General features: G+C 37.1%; 18 protein-coding genes, 1 pseudogene and 1 riboswitch. Of the genes and pseudogenes, 8 read left to right on the top strand and 11 right to left on the bottom strand.

The genetic code is table 11. The features are described from left to right. Nucleotides 1-92: 92 nt before the first annotated feature. From CD152_RS00300 to CD152_RS00280, 5 genes and pseudogenes are all read right to left on the bottom strand, one after another. Nucleotides 93-1,073, bottom strand: a pseudogene (locus tag CD152_RS00300) (phosphomethylpyrimidine synthase ThiC); the annotation flags it as partial. 64 nt (nt 1,074-1,137) lie between these two features. Then, a riboswitch (TPP riboswitch) is annotated at nt 1,138-1,238 on the bottom strand. A gap of 52 nt (nt 1,239-1,290) precedes the next feature. Then, entirely contained in the window at nt 1,291-1,710 is a 420-nt protein-coding gene (locus CD152_RS00295) for a hypothetical protein (RefSeq protein ID WP_101141364.1), read from the bottom strand. Between the two features lie 68 nt (nt 1,711-1,778). Further along, on the bottom strand, nt 1,779-2,870 hold the full coding sequence (gene nadA / locus CD152_RS00290) for a quinolinate synthase NadA (protein WP_103214193.1): 1,092 nt from the start codon (nt 2,868-2,870) through the stop codon (nt 1,779-1,781). Beyond that, the gene (gene nadC, locus CD152_RS00285; RefSeq protein WP_101141366.1) at nt 2,863-3,696 is read right to left on the bottom strand and encodes a carboxylating nicotinate-nucleotide diphosphorylase; all 834 of its coding nucleotides are present in this window, start codon (nt 3,694-3,696) and stop codon (nt 2,863-2,865) included. The genes nadA and nadC overlap by 8 nt, the downstream gene beginning before the upstream one ends. A 3-nt stretch (nt 3,697-3,699) precedes the next feature. Beyond that, complete coding sequence (locus CD152_RS00280) at nt 3,700-5,055, bottom strand: FAD-binding protein (RefSeq protein WP_101141369.1); 1,356 nt, start codon at nt 5,053-5,055, stop codon at nt 3,700-3,702. A gap of 81 nt (nt 5,056-5,136) precedes the next feature. Between CD152_RS00280 and CD152_RS00275 the strand changes: the two genes are divergently transcribed. Both CD152_RS00275 and CD152_RS00270 read left to right on the top strand, forming a co-directional pair. Continuing rightward, entirely contained in the window at nt 5,137-6,210 is a 1,074-nt protein-coding gene (locus tag CD152_RS00275; RefSeq protein ID WP_101141372.1) for an aminotransferase class V-fold PLP-dependent enzyme, read from the top strand. Nucleotides 6,211-6,215: 5 nt separating this feature from the next. After that, entirely contained in the window at nt 6,216-6,737 is a 522-nt protein-coding gene (locus CD152_RS00270; protein WP_086038014.1) for a transcription repressor NadR, read from the top strand. 60 nt (nt 6,738-6,797) lie between these two features. On the opposite strand, the gene CD152_RS00265 is transcribed toward CD152_RS00270, so the two are convergent. Continuing rightward, nucleotides 6,798-7,469 carry an LrgB family protein gene (locus CD152_RS00265; RefSeq protein WP_101141375.1) on the bottom strand — a complete coding sequence of 224 codons (672 nt, stop codon included), beginning with the start codon at nt 7,467-7,469 and terminating at the stop codon, nt 6,798-6,800. Beyond that, nucleotides 7,466-7,864, bottom strand: coding sequence for a CidA/LrgA family protein (locus tag CD152_RS00260; RefSeq protein ID WP_101141378.1), 399 nt, complete (start codon nt 7,862-7,864; stop codon nt 7,466-7,468). The genes CD152_RS00265 and CD152_RS00260 overlap by 4 nt, the downstream gene beginning before the upstream one ends. A gap of 264 nt (nt 7,865-8,128) precedes the next feature. Here CD152_RS00260 and CD152_RS00255 point away from each other — a divergent pair, with 264 nt between their 5' ends. From CD152_RS00255 to CD152_RS00245, 3 genes are all read left to right on the top strand, one after another. Continuing rightward, complete coding sequence (locus CD152_RS00255; RefSeq protein WP_101141381.1) at nt 8,129-9,076, top strand: DMT family transporter; 948 nt, start codon at nt 8,129-8,131, stop codon at nt 9,074-9,076. 298 nt (nt 9,077-9,374) lie between these two features. After that, entirely contained in the window at nt 9,375-9,575 is a 201-nt protein-coding gene (locus CD152_RS00250) for a cold-shock protein (RefSeq protein ID WP_086041794.1), read from the top strand. Nucleotides 9,576-9,869: 294 nt separating this feature from the next. Next, complete coding sequence (locus CD152_RS00245; RefSeq protein ID WP_101141384.1) at nt 9,870-10,070, top strand: cold-shock protein; 201 nt, start codon at nt 9,870-9,872, stop codon at nt 10,068-10,070. 47 nt (nt 10,071-10,117) lie between these two features. Here CD152_RS00245 and CD152_RS00240 read toward each other — a convergent pair whose 3' ends face one another. The 4 genes from CD152_RS00240 to ppdK all read right to left on the bottom strand — a co-directional run bounded on the left by CD152_RS00240 (nt 10,118) and on the right by ppdK (nt 16,038). Beyond that, on the bottom strand, nt 10,118-11,074 hold the full coding sequence (locus tag CD152_RS00240; RefSeq protein ID WP_169926137.1) for a CorA family divalent cation transporter: 957 nt from the start codon (nt 11,072-11,074) through the stop codon (nt 10,118-10,120). 95 nt (nt 11,075-11,169) lie between these two features. Beyond that, nucleotides 11,170-12,486, bottom strand: a complete 1,317-nt coding sequence (locus CD152_RS00235; protein WP_101141387.1) for an APC family permease — start codon at nt 12,484-12,486, stop codon at nt 11,170-11,172. A gap of 96 nt (nt 12,487-12,582) precedes the next feature. Further along, the gene (locus tag CD152_RS00230; RefSeq protein WP_101141390.1) at nt 12,583-13,404 is read right to left on the bottom strand and encodes a pyruvate, water dikinase regulatory protein; all 822 of its coding nucleotides are present in this window, start codon (nt 13,402-13,404) and stop codon (nt 12,583-12,585) included. 18 nt (nt 13,405-13,422) lie between these two features. Beyond that, entirely contained in the window at nt 13,423-16,038 is a 2,616-nt protein-coding gene (gene ppdK / locus CD152_RS00225; protein ID WP_103214192.1) for a pyruvate, phosphate dikinase, read from the bottom strand. 162 nt (nt 16,039-16,200) lie between these two features. Here ppdK and CD152_RS00220 point away from each other — a divergent pair, with 162 nt between their 5' ends. From CD152_RS00220 to CD152_RS00210, 3 genes are all read left to right on the top strand, one after another. After that, a complete protein-coding gene (locus tag CD152_RS00220; protein ID WP_103214191.1) occupies nt 16,201-16,869 on the top strand; it encodes a Crp/Fnr family transcriptional regulator in 669 nt (222 codons plus the stop codon). 76 nt (nt 16,870-16,945) lie between these two features. Next, entirely contained in the window at nt 16,946-18,808 is a 1,863-nt protein-coding gene (locus CD152_RS00215; RefSeq protein ID WP_103214190.1) for a heavy metal translocating P-type ATPase, read from the top strand. Nucleotides 18,809-18,826: 18 nt separating this feature from the next. After that, the gene (locus CD152_RS00210) at nt 18,827-19,048 is read left to right on the top strand and encodes a heavy-metal-associated domain-containing protein (protein ID WP_103214189.1); all 222 of its coding nucleotides are present in this window, start codon (nt 18,827-18,829) and stop codon (nt 19,046-19,048) included. The last annotated feature ends 99 nt before the right edge of the window (nt 19,049-19,147 follow it).

The raw sequence follows: 19,147 nt of genomic DNA, 5'->3' as shown, positions 1-19,147 counted from the left end.
AAACTAGGCTACTTATCCCCTATAGAATATAGGAAATTAGCAGCCTAGAAAATAGTGTTTTTATTGAGCTCCCTTAGTAAGGGTGCAGTGCCGTGTGTGTATAAGAAGCTTTCTTCATGATGGGCTAAACACCACTGTGCCATAATTGAACCTCCACGTGAAACAATGCCTGTCAGACGATTCACTGTCATCGGCACATACCTCAATAATACACCTGCATGAATCGTAAAGTAGTCCACGCCTTGTTCTGCTTGTTCAATTAACGTATCTCGATACACTTCCCACGTTAAATCTTCAGCAATGCCATCTACTTTTTCTAACGCTTGATAAATAGGCACCGTTCCAACAGGTACCGGTGAATTTCTCAGTAAATATTCACGTGTCGCATGAATATTCTTACCTGTAGATAAATCCATAATCGTATCTGCTCCCCAATGTGTCGCCCACACCATCTTTTCAATCTCATCTTCAATTGATGAGGATACCGCAGAGTTTCCGATATTTGCATTAACCTTCACCTTAAAGTTCTTTCCAATAATCATCGGTTCAGATTCTGGGTGATTAATATTGTTTGGAATAATTGCTCGCCCTCTTGCAATTTCACTGCGTACAAATTCTGGATCGACGTTCTCACGAATCGCGACGAACTTCATCTCCTTCGTAATGATTCCTTGCTTTGCATAATGCATCTGTGTCACGTTCTTACCTTCAAGCGCACGTTTTGGTTCGTACTTAAATGGCGTCTCCACAAACTTGTTATGCGTGATATCTTTAAAACCATTATCCACCGCCAGTACTCTGCGTCCTGTGTAGCGCTCTATGTCATTGCGATCATCAATCCATCGCTCGCGTAATTTAGGGATACCACGCTCAACATCAATATCATATGTATCATCGTGATATATGCCACCTGTGTCATAGACAACAACTGGTGCATTGGAAGTAGTACCTTGATCTGTCACTGTATCCGTTAAAGTAATTTCACGGAAAGGTACTTTAATATCCGAATCCTCGCCCTTACCCTCTTTAAAGATTCTCTTACTTGCCGGAAAAGACTTCTTCAAATTTACCATACAAAAAAACCTCCTAGTTATATTCATTACTAGGAGGTGAAAATTCACGACAAAAAAACATCATAAGTATACACGCTCGCTTCCCTACGCTGGTACTAACCAAACAGGTTCAAAGAGTCAAGGATATTCCTTTCTCAGCTCATAAGAGCTCCCCTAGCAATCGTCTTATTAAGTTGTACACATAAACAATACCATTGATTGTTATATCATGCAAATATTAATTAAACCAGCTACGCACAAGCTTCTCTACTTCTTTCGTTTCATCAACTAATGATTTCATCATATCGATATCAGCCTTATCACCAAGAAGATCTTCAACAACCTTTGTATCCAATACACGTTTCACTGCATCTGCAATCAAAGGCTCTTCTGTTTGTGTAGCTTGCGCGTTACTTGTCTGTTCATTACTTTCCGTATGCACATCTTCTGCAAATTTTGATTCTAATTGTGGTTTAGGATTATTGAATGCTGCAATAACCTCCATCAGTGCAATACGCAAATCATTATATTCTTTAATATTCTTAAGATCATTCAAACGTTGTTTCACTTGTTCATTCTGCTTTAAATATTTTACTGATTGAACGGCACCAAAACCAACCGCGCCGACAACTAAACCTCTTTTAATCCATTTATTCATCCTTATTCCTCCATCAATTGAATTACATCAATTATACGCAATAATTCAGCATTTCACAAAAATATAGATTATTGTAAAGTAAGCATCTGATCGAGGGCTTTTAATGCATATGTCGTAGTTTCTTTATCTACAGCAATCTGATTGTCAAATCGGTGTTCAACAATGTTATCCAGACACCATACTAAATGTGGTAAATCGATACGATTCATCGTTAAGCATGCACACATAAATGGATTGAGCGAGATAATTTCTTTGTCCGGATTATCTTTGATAATACGATTCACAAGGTTCATTTCAGTACCAATCGCCCATTTCGTCCCTGCTGGTGCTGATGTAATCACTTCTAAAATCTTTCTTGTACTTCCTGAGTCATCGCTTGCCTGTACAACATCAAATGTACATTCTGGATGTACAATAATACGCATATCCGGATGTTGCTGTCTCACATTTTTAATGTTCTCAATCGTAAATTTTTCGTGTACTGAGCAATGTCCTTTCCATAACACGATACGAATATCCTGTACTTCTCCTTCGAATTCCAGTGTTTCAGAAATAGGATCATATATAGCCATTGTTTCTAACGGAATACCGAGATCGTAGGCCGTATTTCTACCAAGATGCTGGTCCGGCAAAAATAGGATGACTTTGTCCTGTTCTAGTGCATGTTTTAATACTTTATGTGCGTTACCACTTGTCAGACAGCTACCACATTTCTTGCCGACAAACGCTTTAATGTGTGCAGTCGAATTAACATATGTCAGTGGCAGACAGTCAATTCCGTATGTGGATTGCAGTAAGTCATCACAACGTTCAACCTGATTAATATTCGCCATATCAGCCATCGAACATCCTGCTCTCATATCCGGCAGCAGGACAATCTGCTCATCATTTGTCAGCATATCTGCTGTTTCAGCCATAAAGTGAACGCCGCAAAATGCAATATACTTTGCGGTAGAATCTTTGCATATATTCGCAAGCTCCAGAGAATCACCAATCGCATCTGCAAACTGTACGACTTCATCTTTTTGATAATGATGTGCCGGAATAAATAAATTATCTCCTAATTCAGCTTTAATTTCATTCACTCTGTCTTCCAGCTGTTGTTGTGACATCGCTAAATATCGCTGTGGTATTTTAAAGTTTTTTAATAAATCAATCATCTATTTTTATCCTCCCTGATATATCAAGTCCTTTACTGCTATGAAATAGTTGCCCCACCGAAATATAATCGACACCAGCTTCAGCATAGGCGCGTACTGTGCCTAATGTAATGCCTCCCGAGGCTTCTGTTATGACCGTGTCTGGTACAAGATCAATATGTTCTTTTATAAATTCAGGTGTACAATTATCAAACATAATAATATCTACTTGTGACTCAATCGCTTCTTGTAGCATCGCTGCGTCTTCTATTTCCACTTCGATCTTATCCATATGGCCTGCTAGTGTACGTGCTTTTTGTACAGCTTGCGAAATACTGCCGGCATAAGCAATATGATTATCCTTTAACATAATACCGTCATTTAAGCTTCTTCGATGATTCGTTGCACCTGCTGCTTGTACTGCATATTTTTCAAACATACCAAGTCCTGGCGTCGTTTTACGTGTATCTGTAATTCGGGTATTTGTTGCAGCAACTTCGTCTATAAACTGTTTCGTTAATGTCGTAATCCCGCTCATACGCTGAATAATATTCAGTACCGTGCGTTCTGCTTGTAATAAATCTCTAATATTACCCGTAATTTCAGCAATTGTTTCACCACTTACGACTATATCCCCATCATTTTTATGTAATGTAACATCGCTCTCACTCAGAATGTTAAACCCGTGTACAATCACTTCATTTCCTGAGAAATATCCTGATTCTTTAGCGATAAAATGCATCGTCCCTTTCATATTATGCTCAAAGATAGAAGAAGATAAGTCACCATACTGTATATCTTCATCCATAAATTGTCTCAACTTATTCTGCAGACGAATTCTGTTCATCAGTTAACCCTCCTGTAATACTTTCTTTTGATGTGCGCCAATTGACGGTTTACGTAATGCATCTTCAATAATCAGTCGAATCAATTTACTATATACATCATTACCAAGTTTATTTTTAAAGTCTTCCATCACTAATGAATCGCGTTCAATTCCTAATACATGCATTAACTGCGTGCTTAAACGATATTCTGGATATTCAATATTTACGGTATAAAATGGTAAAACAGTTAAATCTCGATGTTCTTCTTCAAGACATCGCTTAGCACAGGCAGCTCCCATTGCAACTGCTTCTAATAGCGAATTACTCGCTAAACGGCTGGCGCCATGAAATCCAGTACATGCTGCTTCACCTATCACAAATAATCCACCTATATTTGTCTGTCCATCGATCGCAGCTTCAATTCCACCCATCGTGTAATGTGCACCAGGCGCTACAGGGATATGTGTCGTAATATTTAAGAGTTCACACATGCTATGTATATATGGAAATTGCATGCTGAAATTTTCTACTTCTGAAATATCTAAATAGACTTTATGTCCACGTTTAATTTGCTCATAAATTGTACGACTTACAATATGACGCGCTGCCAAATCTTGCTGTTCTGTCGATGCCATAATATGAGCACCTGTTTCATTAACAAGTTTTGCACCTTGTCCTCTAAGTGCTTCAGAGATCAAGCAAATCGTACGATTATCCTGTATAAATAAAGTGGGATGGAACTGTATATAGGCAAGATCTTTCAGAGTGCACCCTGCTTCATAAACAGCATATTGCATCGCTGCACCTCCTGTATATGTGTTGGAAGCAGGATAGAACAATCCGCTGTACCCTCCTGTTGCAAGTACTGTTCTAGGCGCAATGAGCTGCCCTCCGGAAGTAAGTTCTACACCGATAACGTCTTTATATTTATTGCGCATTAATGCACTTACTTTTGACTTATATATATCTACCGAAGCGCTATAACGTGCCTTCAAAAAATTGCACATATACTTCCCTGTCTGATCCTTGATATGCAGAATTCTAGGTAATGTATGCGCACCTTCTAACCCAAGCGCAAAAGTTCTACCTTCCTTATCAAATGGCATACCAGCTGCAATATATTCTTTTATGACTGCATTGCCTTCTTGAATCATTTTACGAATAACATCGATATCTCCTTGCTGACAACCCGCATTATACGTATCCATCACATGCTGATCTATACTACTTTCGAATAAAGAACAACTGACCCCGCCTTGCGCTTTCATACTACTTGATTCTGCTTCATCCATAACTAATGCAATCTTCATATTTTCAGGTAATGCATTTAGCAGGCTAAGCGCTGACAACCCGCCACCAATAATAATTACATCATACATAAAAAACACCTTTACTTTATATTTACAATAACTTTACAATAATATTGTCATATAAAACAATAAAACACAAGGAGAATTTTTATGATTTATTTTGATTATGCTGCTACTACATCACTCAGCGCATCAGCATTTAATATATATAAAGATATAAACATTAATTACTACTACAATTCTGAGAGCTTACATGCGGGTGGGGATATCGCTAAAGATATACATAAAAACTGTGAAAGTGCGTTAAATAATTACTTTACAGATAACTTTACAGTAATTTCAGCTTCAAGTGGCTCACATGCTAATGAGATTGCAATTCAAAATTATTTACATAAAACAGATAAAAGAACCGTTGTGCTTAGCAGATATGAGCATCCATCAGTACTCGCAGCTCTCTATCCTTATGAGGATATTGATTATTATTTTATACCCGAGCATAAGGATGGTACGTTGAACCTTATTGCCCTATCCAATTATATTGAGGAGCATTACAATGAAATTGCACTAATAACCGTACAGCACGTTAATTCAGAAACAGGATATATCTTACCTGTAGAAAAGATCGGTCACATTGCAGCACAATATCATATTCCATTTCATGTGGACTGCGTTCAGTCAGCTGCCAAGCTTAATATACCGACACACGTGATGACCTCTTTGGCCATCAGCGGACATAAATTCTTTGGGCCTAAAGGTGTAGGCGCCTTACTCATTCGAGATGATGAACTGCATATTCGCAATCCTTACCTACACCATGAACAGGACATGAGAAATGGTACTGTAGATATCGGAGCCCTCGCTGCCATGACAACAGCACTGATTGAATATCCTGATACAGACCTTTATCCGATGAAACAGAAAATGATGTCACAATTAAATAGAGATAGATTCCATCCGATAATCTTCAACGAACAAGCACCACATATTATTCCGCTTTTATGCAGACAAGAAGGACAAGTGATTATGCAGAAGCTCTCACAAAAGGATATATTAATCTCTACCGGTACCGCCTGTGGTCATGGTACAATGCATTCAAAAGCACTGGAAAGTTTAATCATGCAACAAGGGTACAGTATCCATCAATTTATACGGATATCAATCAGCCCATTAACAACTGATGCCGATATCAACGCATTAATCTGTGCACTTAATGAAATGGAGTAATGAAGATGAATGTAAATGAAAGACGCCTCGCAATCTTACAATCAATTAAAGAGAGCACCACACCAATCAGCGGCAATCAACTGGCGCAGCAATACGATGTATCAAGACAAATAATCGTTTCAGATATCGCACAACTTAGAGCAGAAGAACATCCAATCAAAGCGACAAAACAAGGCTATATCTTTCAGGAAATTGGAGAACAAGGAGAAAAGTATAAACGTACGATCACCGTACGCCATACCTCAGAGCGCATGCTAGAAGAATTAAAAATTATAGTAGAAAATGGCGCGATGATTGATAACGTATCTGTGAACCATCCAATATACGGCAAAATTTCAGTTGAGCTAATGCTGCGCTCTGTCGAGGAATGCTATGACTTTTCTAATGATATGGAAGAAGATAACGGGCGAATGCTTGCTGAATTAACTTACGGCATACACGATCACGTTATATCAGCGAAGTCTGAGAAGATTCTGGATAACGCAGTTAACGAATTAAGACAAGAAGGATTTATTTATGAGGTTTAAACAATATAATGCAAATTTTTATATAGTGAAAATTAAAAAACAAGGTAAGCACCTTGTTTTTTATGATATTAATATTGGAATAATGACACTTGCCAAAATCGCTGTTCCAACCATCGTCACAAGTGCGATACCACCTTCTTCTTTGCTGAGTGCCATCGATGTGTTTGTACCAAATACATGTGCAACCGCAGCCATCGCAACACCACGTGCTACAAAGTGATCAATTTTCATCCACTTCATCACCTTATGACCGAAGCTAAAGCCGATACAGCCGCTAATAATCACAGCAATGGATGTTAACGCTACGCTACCATTTGTAGAAGACGCAATATTCATCGCAACAGGCAATGTCACATTTTTCTCCCATAATGAATGCACAAGTGTCTTATCTAGTGGCAATACCATAGCGAGCAAATATGTAGCTAAAAGGGATACCATAAGACCCATAGTGAAACCAGCTACAATGAAGTGGAGATACTTCACCACTACTTTTCTCATTTGATAGAGCGGCAATGCGAAGGCTACGATTGCAGGTCCTAATAAAAAATTGAAAATTGCAGTCGCATGCTGATACTCTTTATAAGGAATATGAAAACCAATAAGGATGATCATCATCAATCCGCTTACTGTAAAGATAGGCAATGTCCATACTTTAGGATAACGTTTGTTCAGTGCCATCGCTCCTGTAAACAAGATTATAGTAAGAAATAATAAACTTAATGTTTCTATCATAAAGATTCACCTCTTTTTTTCTTATAGTTAACCGCCATTTGTGTAAACCATCCTGTCATAAAGAAGATAATAAGCGAAGAAAGTACCAGATCAAACATTAGAAATAAACCACTCTTCATAAAGAGTGGCCCATAGTTCATAAGCGCTACTAATGTTGGTACAAACAATATGGGCATAATCTTAAGCAGTACATTGACACCTAAACCGAGCCACTCCGGACGAACAATCTTTATTTCCAAGGCAATAAATAAAAGAATCAATCCAATCAGACTACCTGGGATTGTAATTGATGTATGTGCGTTAACAAATTCTCCGGCCAGATAAAACAAAGTGAGCAAGCTTACTTGCAGCACAACGCGCAATGTCCAGTATAAATAATGATATAGCTTTTCCATTTTCTTACCTCCTTCATTATTTACAATTTGTTCAGCATTCATTAAATGATGAACAAATTGTAAATAAAATAATATTTTATTTATTTTTACAATAAATAAATTTATATTTTATTATAAACCCGTCAACTCTTGAAATCAAGGTGTTGAAATATTTTCGGAAAAGTAAAAAAATATTCTTTTAAGAATCGTAGCTCCTCTCTCATTTTTCTGATATGGCGTTTATCGTTATTTTTAAGTACTATATATATAAAAGGAGAGACTAATATGTTTTATTTTCTATTTGCGCTTGCCGCAGGTATCGTCGTACCGATTCAGACAGCTGTTAATTCACGATTAAGAAGCTATGTGCTGTCACCGTTTGTTGCATCGTTTGTATCTTTTAGTGTGGGTACAATATTTTTATTCTTTATCACTTTATTTACTAAACATACTGTACTTATTCATCCTTCAATATTCATAGAGGAACCCCGATGGATATGGCTTGGGGGATTATTAGGGTTAATTGGCCTTACTGCAAATATTCTACTGTTTCCTGTGCTTGGGGGCGTGCAGACTGTCGTATTACCGATTATGGGCCAAATTATAATGAGTATCATGATTGATCACTTCGGGCTATTCCAGGCACCGATGCACCACTTGACATTGCTAAGGTGTGCTGGACTTTTAATCTTAGTCGCTGGTGTTGTAATGGTTATCGCACTACCCGAATGGTTAAGAAAACGCAAACAACAGGCCTATATGGATTTCGAAGAAGATACTAAATCAAAGTTGCCGTTTCAGATTACCGGGATTGCAGGCGGCATGCTCATGGCCACTCAATCTGCAATTAATGGAAAACTCGGCAGTATATTGGCATCACCCGTACATGCAGCATTCGTTTCATTTTTAGTTGGTACCATATTTTTATTCATCATCGTAACTATTATAAGAAAGGAAATCACTCAGATTCGCTTTGCTATCGGCAAAGATAAACCGAAATGGATCTGGATAGGTGGAATACTCGGCTCTTTCTTCGTATTCGGTATGTCATATCTAGTCCCAATCATGGGCACAGGCCTCGTTGTAATTATTTGTTTATCTGGACAAATCATTTGTAGCATCTTGCTTGATTCATTTGGATGGATCGGTGCTAAACAGAAGAAAGTAACGGGGGTCCAATATCTAGGATTAGCCTTTATCTTCTTAGCTATCGTATTAATTCGTATGAATTAGAAAAAATATTTTTGATGAATGAAAATTTCACGAAAGCTTATACCCACTGTAATGGGCATCCATTTTATATGAATTTTATAATATAAATTTACTCATTTTGGATTTTTATGACTACTTTTTGTAGACAAATCTAGATATACGTTATATACTTAGTACAAATATATCGTACATATGCAAGAAACAAAGGATCTTCACATATTACCTAAGTAATCATGTAAGCCGACTATTTTTGTAATATGTGAAGTGTTTTTTCTTAAAACATTAGATATTATTTAATAATTTTTTGGAGGTCATTATTATGACACAAGGTACAGTTAAATGGTTTAACGCAGAAAAAGGTTTTGGATTCATCGAAGTTGAAGGTGGAGACGACGTATTCGCTCACTTCAGTGCTATCGAAGGAGACGGTTACAAAACTTTAGAAGAAGGTCAAGCAGTTGAATTCAATATCGAAGAAGGTCAACGTGGACCTCAAGCTGCTAACATCGTTAAATTATAATATTTAATGTTGGAAACGAGTACTCATAAGAGTACTCGTTTTTTTTTATTTTATGTATCTAAACATGATACGTAAGCCCTTTATCGCTTCTATTCAATATTTAAAAGTAATCTTTCATTGACAACATAGAATATCCGTTATATACTTAGTACAAATATATCGAACATATGCAAGAAACAAAGAACTTCACATATTACAAAGAGTAATCGTGTTTAGTCGAAACTTTTTGTAATGTGTGAAGTTTTCTTTGTAAAACATTAGATATTATTTAATAATTTTTTGGAGGTCATTATTATGACACAAGGTACAGTTAAATGGTTTAACGCAGAAAAAGGTTTTGGATTCATCGAAGTTGAAGGCGGAGACGACGTATTCGCTCACTTCAGCGCTATCGAAGGTGAAGGTTACAAATCTTTAGAAGAAGGTCAAGCAGTTGAATTCAATATCGAAGAAGGTCAACGTGGACCTCAAGCTGCTAACATCGTTAAATTATAATATTTAATGTTGGAAACAAGCACTCACAATTGTGAGTGCTTGTTTTTTTAATACCATTTTTTCTTCTTAAAATAAATCATGCACCCAATCATGATGGAAAACATGATGAATAACACAGTGAAATACCCATAATGCCACTTTAACTCCGGCATATATTCAAAATTCATACCATATATCCCTGCGATCAGAGTAAGTGGTAGAAATACTGTAGAAACCAAGGTAAGAATTTGCATCACACGATTCATCCGATAATTATTAAATGATTCATAGTTACTTCTAATTTCATCGGTTAATTCGTGGGCATTCTTTATCATATTCTGCTGCTTAATCACATGATCTCTAATATGGTGGATGTAATAATGATCATGTTCCGTCTGAATCAACGTATCCTCATTTTCTATCTCATCTATGAGTTCGCTCATCGGAACAATAATGCCCTTTGTCTTTATCATTTCCGAGCGCAGCTCAAATATATCATTCATAATATAGTTCTTCATGCGATCATTCGCATGTCCTTTTTCAAATTCAAGTACTTTCATCTCTATCTCTTCAACAATCTCTGTATAAAAGTCTACAATCTTATCAAGCAGCATCAGCGTTGCCGTATGTGGCGTTAAAGTGTCTGGTGCATTCTCTTCTAGCTCCTGTGCAACTGCATCCAATTCATCTAACGGCTCATTATCTTCGTCGTGATATGTAATAAGAACATTATCTTTCATGAGTATATTGATTGTCTCTGCTTCAAATGATGACTTTTCTATTTTCTGGAATACGAGATATTCATATGTTGGAAACTTCTTATATTTTGGTCGTGATTTTTTATTGATAACTTCTTCAATGGTCAGCTCATTCAATTCAAAATGCTTTTCAAATATCAAGCGTTCTTCTTCATTCGCTCCTTCAAAGTCATACCATATAAAAGATGCATCTTGCGGAATATCTTCGTCATGTTCTACTTTTTTAAGTAAATGTTCTTTGTTTTGATACATTATTGTCAGCGTCATCTCTATCCCCCTTTAATGATAATATAGCACAAAAGAAGAGCTGATAATCCATACTAAAAAAATATATCAGCCTATTGATAGACTGATATATTTTATTATTTTACTCTAATCCTCATCTTATAAATCGGTATTCCAAGTAACGTTATAATAATCCCAACAATCGCTAACACTGGTTGTGTGAATAATGTATTTACCATTACGAACACACCTGCAATAATTGCAATGGCCGGTATCACCGGATATAACGGTACTTTGTAAGGTCGTTCCAGCTCACTTTCACGCTTTCTTAGTACAAACACCGCATAGAATGCCATCACATAGAATGCCCAGATAACAAATACAAGCATATTCGTTATTGCATCAAACGAGCGTGAAGTAATCATGATCGCTCCGATAATCACTTGAACAAGCCCACTGAACCATGGTATACCTGCATTTGTCACTTTCATAAATGATTCTTTAAATGGCAGGATGTTCTTCTCTGCCATAGCATAAGGCAGACGCATTCCTGTCATTGTATAACCATTTAATGCACCGTAAACTGAAATTAATATACCGATCGTAACGAGTTTTCCACCCATATCTCCTAATAACATTTCAGATGCATCTGTAGCTGCACTTAAATTCCCTTTTAAATCTTCGATAGGCATCGTATATAAAAATGTAGCATTTATCAGAAGATAGATGACTGTCACTAATCCTAATCCTAGAACAATTGCAAGTGGCAGGTCACGCTTTGGATTTTTCATTTCCCCGGCAATATTGCCGACATGAATCCAGCCATCATACGCAAACATCGTTGCAAGTAATCCTGCACCAATCGCTGTAAAGAAATTAATACCGGTATCTCCGGTGTTCGGTGCAAGCGATACTTCAACGTCTCCAGTATTCATCAGACCGAATATAATGATAACGATTAATGGAATAAGTTTAACCACTAGCGTTACAGACTGCAGTATACCACCTGCCTTAGATCCGATAATATTAATCAGGTAAATCGAAGCCACTGCAATAAATGCAACTGGCACAATCCACCCGTCTTTAAGATGTAATAAGTTGAGTACTTGTTCTGAAAATACAATTGCCTGTGCAGCAATCATCGCTGGAAAGTAGATAAAACTTTGTGCCCATCCTGCCAAAAACCCTGAAAATCTGCCATATGTATATTCTATATATGTTGTCAATCCGCCATTCCTCGGAATTGCAGCTGCAAGCTCAGCGACTGTAAGACCAGCACAGATTGTGATCACTCCTCCTAGCAGCCATACAAGCAAAGTCATTCCTGGTGTTCCTGTGACTTCTGTTATATTGGATACTTTAAAGAAAACACCTGAACCGATAACAGTTCCCATAACGAGTGCAAGTGCCGGAAAGAATCCAATATTTTTTTGAATTATATTTTTATTTTCCATAACATCCTCCTTTTTGAGCATTTATCATGATAGCATATTCTTGCTTTAAAATGTTAAAAGCGCAGCAATAAATTTGCTGCGCTTAACAATAGCGGTTCATTTTTTATTTAAATATTTCTCGATATAAAATGCAGATTCTTCAATCGACTTAAATTCTGTATTAATTACCGTTGCATTCAGACGATTAAACACTTCTTCTGCATAACTTAATTCTTCTTTAATACGACGAAGATTATTGTACTCTGCTTGACCTGTCAGCCCAAGAATTTTCACGCGCTCGGTACGGATGTTCATAATATATTCAGGACTTGCGGTAAGACCGATGACTCTTAAGTTTTTCTCTTGAAATACTGATTCTGGAATAGGTGATTCCGGCACGAGCGGGATATTCGCAATTTTATATCCCTTATTTGCTAAGTACATACTGAGTGGTGTCTTTGATGTTCTTGATACCCCTATGATTAATGCATCCGCTTCACTTAAATTATGAAAGTTCTTACCGTCATCATATTTAACCGAATATTCGATGGCTTCTATACGCTTAAAGTAATCGCTGTCCAATTTACGTAGTGCGCCACTTTCGTGTCTTGCTTCCATATCTGTATGATTTTCAATCACTTTAATCAGACCCGTCATATAATCAATATATGACAATCCAACTTCTTCAGCATATGCTTTACCTATTTCATTAAATTCGGGATTAACAAGTGTTGTAACAACAATTGCATTTTTATCATGCGCGAGTTTCAATATATTTCTAAACGCTTCTTCGTCCTTTATAAACGAGAACTTCTTGACTGTGACAGAAGTTAATTTAGGAAATTGGGACAATGTTGCATGGAGCATTCTATCCGCTGTTTCACCGATAGAATCAGAAACAATATAAATTAATAGATCATCTTCTTCATACTTACTCAAATGTACTGCCTCCCGATATTATTCCACCTGACTTTGAGCTGTTGCAAGAATTGCACCTGGTACACGGAATGGTGAACATGATACATAATCAATATCTAAGCCATTAAAGAAATGGATTGATTTGGGGTCTCCACCTAACTCACCACAAACCCCGATCTTAATCGATGGATTTGCTGATTTCGCACTTTCAACTGCAATCCTGATTAATTGTCCCATACCTTCTACATCTAATGTTTGGAAAGGATCGACGCTAAGAATTTCACGGTTAATATATTCGTTAATAAATTTACCTGCATCATCACGAGAGAAACCATATGTTAATTGTGCTAAATCATTTGTACCAAAACTAAAGAATTCTGAGTGCTCAGCAAGTTCGCCTGCTACTAAGCATGCACGTGGTGTTTCAATCATTGTACCAATCAGATAGTCAACTTGTACACCTTTTGCATCCATGATTTCCTGAGCCTTTTTCTTAACAATCTCTTTTAAGATAATAAATTCTTGTGATGTTGACACTAACGGAATCATAATTTCTGGTTTCGTTTCAATACCTCTTTGTTTTAGATTAAGCACAGCTGTAATAATTGCTTCAGTCTGCATTTCGTATAACTCAGGGTAAGTAATTGCTAATCGACACCCTCGGTGACCGAGCATCGGGTTAAATTCATGTAATTCAGTAATTCGTTTTTCTAAGAAGTCTGCTGTTACACCCAACTGGTCTGCAACTGCTTTAACTTCCTCCCCACCTTTTGGTAAGAACTCATGCAATGGTGGATCCAATAGACGGACGATTGATGGACGGTCCCCGGATAAATTAAAGATACCTTCGAAATCTTTTGTTTGATACACTTTAATTTTATTTAAAGCTTCTACACGCTCTTCGTATGTAGATGCTAAGATGAAACGTCTCATTTCGATTAAACGCTCTTCACCAAAGAACATATGCTCAGTACGTACTAGACCGATACCTTGTGCATTAAATGAATAACCCGCTGTAATATCACCTTCAGTTTCAGCGTTCATACGTACAGATAAACGTGCAATTGCTTCGGCCCAGCCCATAAATTCTTCAAAGGCATCACTTGCTTCAGCTTTCGTCGTTTCAATTGCATCGATGTATACAGCACCCGTCGAACCGTTAACTGAGATAACATCACCTTCAGATAGCGTTTTACCGGCATATTTTACATATTTTTCTTTCGTGTTAATTTCAAGATCTGAACATCCAGTTACACAGCATTTGCCCATACCACGGGCAACTACAGCAGCGTGACTTGTCATACCCCCATGTGTCGTTACGATCGCTTCAGCTGCAATCATCCCTTCAATATCCTCTGGAGAAGTTTCTGGACGAACTAATATAACCTTCTCACCAGCCTCAGCTTTCGCTTTTGCATCTAATGCTGAGAAGACGATAATACCTGTTGCAGCACCAGGAGAAGCTGGCAAACCTTTATCTGATACTAATTCTGCATCTTTTAATGCATCTTCATTAAAGTTAGGATGTAACAGCTGGTCTAATGACTTTACATCTACCATTGCAACGGCATCTTCTTTAGAAATGACACCTTCATGTACCATGTCTACAGCGATGTTAATCGCAGCTTTTGCTGTACGTTTACCATTTCTCGTCTGTAAAATGAATAATCTTTCGTTTTCAATGGTAAACTCAATATCCTGCATATCTTTGTAATGCGCTTCTAATTTCTTCGTGACATCAACAAATGCCTGATACACTTGTGGCATCTGCTCGTTTAATGTTTCAATCTCTTTCGGTGTACGGATTCCCGCAACAACGTCTTCACCTTGTGCATTGAGTAAGTACTCACCGTATAGCTTATGTTCACCTGTCGCTGGATTACGTGTAAAGGCTACACCTGTACCTGAACGGTCTCCACTGTTTCCGAAGACCATTTCCTGAACGTTTACCGCTGTACCGATATCATGAGGAATTTCATTTAAGTCACGATAAATACGCGCACGATCATTATTCCATGACTTGAATACCGCTTCAATCGCTTCTGTCAACTGTTTAAACGGCTCTTGTGGGAAAGGCTTATACGCTTCTTCAACGTAAATTTCTTTATATTTCTCGACAATCACCTTTAAATCTTCAGCAGGAATATCTGCATCAATCTGATGGCCTTTTTCTTTTTTGAATGATTCAAAGAAACCTTCAAAGGCCTCCATCGGGATATTGTATACAACACTACCGAACATCTGCAGCAAACGACGATAGCAATCATAAGCAAAACGTGCATCGTTCGTCACTTGTGCTAAACTTTCAACGTTTTCGTCATTTAACCCTAAATTTAAAATTGTATCCATCATTCCTGGCATCGAAATCTTCGCACCACTACGTACAGATACGAGTAATAAATTTTCTTTAGAAGAGAAAGCCTTACCTGTCTTATCTTCTAAATCTTTAATATATGTCTGTAATTCGTTTAATACACCCTCTGTTAACTGCTCACCTTGTGCTAGGTATTCAATACAAGCTTCAGTCGTAATCGTGAAACCATTAGGTACAGGTAACCCGAGACGCATCATCTCCGAAAGATTTGCACCCTTACCGCCTAATAAGTCTTTCATATCTTGTTTACCTTCTTCAAAAGCATAAATTTTTTTACTCACTTCATTCACCTCTTATTTTTAATGTGTTATACCATTTGTTTTAATAGGTCATACTAATACAATAATTAGTATGTCACATTAAAAAGAAAATGACAATCATAAATTGATAACTCATCAATTATATATGTTAGGATGAGATTAAAAGATACCGGAGGCTTCATTATGGAATGTCATCATAATTATGAATTATGCGTGCAGAGAGTACCTATATTCAATCATCTTGACGAAGAGACGATGCAGCTTATTTTCAACAAGATTATGCAACGATCTTTTGCTAAAAAAGAACATCTCTATTTAGCTGGAGATACAATCGATTCTCTCTATGTTGTGCATAAAGGGCGTGTCAGAATTTATAAACTCAATGAAAACGGTGAAGAACAGCTGATTAGAATACTTTCTCACGGTGACTATACGGGAGAAATATCATTATTCAATCCTTCTTTGAACAACACATCTTACGCTGAAGTCTTAGAAGATGCTGAAATCTGTATTATAAAAAGAGAGGATATATATCAATTAATGCACACATATCCTAGCATCAGCATTACCTTTATCGAAACATTTGCAAAACGTCTGTCAGAATCTGAAACGCAGACAACGAATATTTCATTACTGGATAGCCGTTCTAAACTAATGATGTATATCGAAAACTATCGTGAGGGGAATATGCTGAACTTATCTTTAACGAAAAAGCATATTGCGTCTTATTTAAGTATGCAGCCTGAAACATTAAATCGTACTTTCAATAAATTAGATGAAGAACAGATTATAAAGAAGATTAATCATAAAACATATCGAATTCTTCAGGAAAACCTCAATAAATTGATCTAAGTCAATTTATTAAAGTGGAATCTCCCTTATCATAATATGTGAAAGGACAACACATATTATGAAAGGAGCAGAGACAATGAATAAGTGGATTTATCAGAACGTAAATACATTGACACTGATTACATTTATATTTCTTATGTCTGGATTATTATTAAAATGGACAGATGTACAAAGCTTTAGCAACGCTTTCCTTATTATCGCAACATTAATCGCCATGATGCCAATCGCATTAAAAGCATGGCAATCACTTATGCTGAAAGTCTTCTCCATTGAACTACTTGTAACGCTTGCAGTTATCGGCGCACTATATATTCATGAATATACTGAATCAGCTGTTGTAACATTCCTATTCTTATTCGGAAGTTATCTTGAAGCAAGAACGCTTAAGATTACACGTAATTCAATTAGCAAACTTGTTGATATGGCACCACAAGATGCAAACCGATTAAGAGACGGAGAAATTGAAAAAGTCGATATTGACGATATTAATATTGGTGACACAGTCGTCGTATATTCTGGCGGGACTGTACCAGTGGATGGTTATATCATTAAAGGAAAGGCTCATATTATTGAAGCATCCATAACAGGAGAGTCACACCCAGTATCAAAGAAAGAAAATGACAAAGTTTACAGCAGTACCATTATTGATACTGGATATATTGAAGTATTCACTGAAAAAGTAGATGAAGACACGACGTTCGCAAAAATTATAGAACTCGTAGAAGAAGCACAAGATGCAAGATCACCAGCAGAGAAGTTTCTGAATAGATTTGCAAAATGGTACACACCAAGTATTGCAATACTATCATTAATCGTCTGGCTTATCACACGCGATCTTCACCTGGCTATTACATTTCTAGTCATTGCATGTCCAGGAGCACTCGTTATTGGCGCGCCTGTTGCAAATGTCGCTGGAATTGGAAATGGCGCTAAAAATGGTGTGCTCATTAAAGGTGGAGAAGTGATCGATGCATTATCAAAAGTAGACACACTTGTCTTCGATAAAACTGGTACGTTAACGAAAGGTCGTCCAGAAGTAACTTCTGTTAAATTTGACACGACACACTTTACAGAACAAGAAATATTATCACTCGTCGGCCAAATCGAAATGACGTCTGAACATCATCTTGGTAAGGCAGTCGTGGAATACGTAAAAGCACGAGTAGCTTTCGACCAATCCGAAATGATTACAACAAAAACAGTTAAAGGACAAGGGATTAAAGGTAAAATCCACCATCAGACTGTATTAATAGGAAATCGTAAACTAATGCAGACCCATCATATTACGATACAAGAACAATACGAACAACAGGCAAAACAATTAGAAACGTCAGGTAATACTGTTACATTTATCGCAATCGATAATACATTTACTGGCATTATCGCGATTGCTGACGCGATCCGCTCAGATGCAATAGAAGCACTTCAAACAATGCGCGATAACGGAATTAAAGAAATCATCATGCTTACAGGAGATAACGCAAGAACTGCTCACACTATAAGTCAGCAATTAAGTCTGGATACGTATCAAGCTGAAATGATGCCGAATGATAAATTGAAACACATTCAATTACTGCAGCAGCAAGGTAAAAAAGTTGCAATGGCCGGTGATGGAATCAATGATGCGCCAGCAATTGCAATCGCAGATGTAGGACTGGCTATGGGGAAAGGCGGAACAGATATCTCTATGGAGACCGCAGATCTCGTTCTGATGAACGACTCATTGACACAATATGCACATGCAATTAATCTTTCAAGGAAAACAATGCGCATATTAAAACAAAACATCGCAATCGCACTTATTACAGTAATCTTACTGCTCATCGGTATAATCATGGGCGGTGTAAACTTAGCGATAGGTATGTTCGCTCATGAAGTAAGTGTGCTGCTTGTTATACTAAACGCGATGAGATTAATTCAATTTAAATCAAAAAAATAATCTTAGGAGGAAATCATTATGAAACAATTAACATTACAACTCGAAACATTAACTTGTCCATCTTGCTTAGCATCTATCGAAGGATTACTGAAGAATATTAAAGGTGTTGAAGCACCGAGAGTATTATTTAACGCAAGTAAAGCGAAGATGCAATTTGATCCAGCAATCGTTGAACCTGAAGAGGTTCAGCAAGCAATAGAAAAACTTGGATACGAAGTATTAAAAGTATCAGTTAAATAACAATTTAGAACGTGCAGACGAAATGACTTCAAATTTCTGCACGTTCCTTTTTTGCTCATAATAATGAGATGCTGCACGTTCCTGGACGCGTGCGCGCAG

It is taken from the genome of Macrococcoides caseolyticum, assembly GCF_002902665.1.
GTDB lineage: Bacteria > Bacillota > Bacilli > Staphylococcales > Staphylococcaceae > Macrococcoides > Macrococcoides caseolyticum.
Note: the sequence above shows the minus strand (reverse complement) of the source record. Positions and strands in the feature narration are given on the sequence as shown.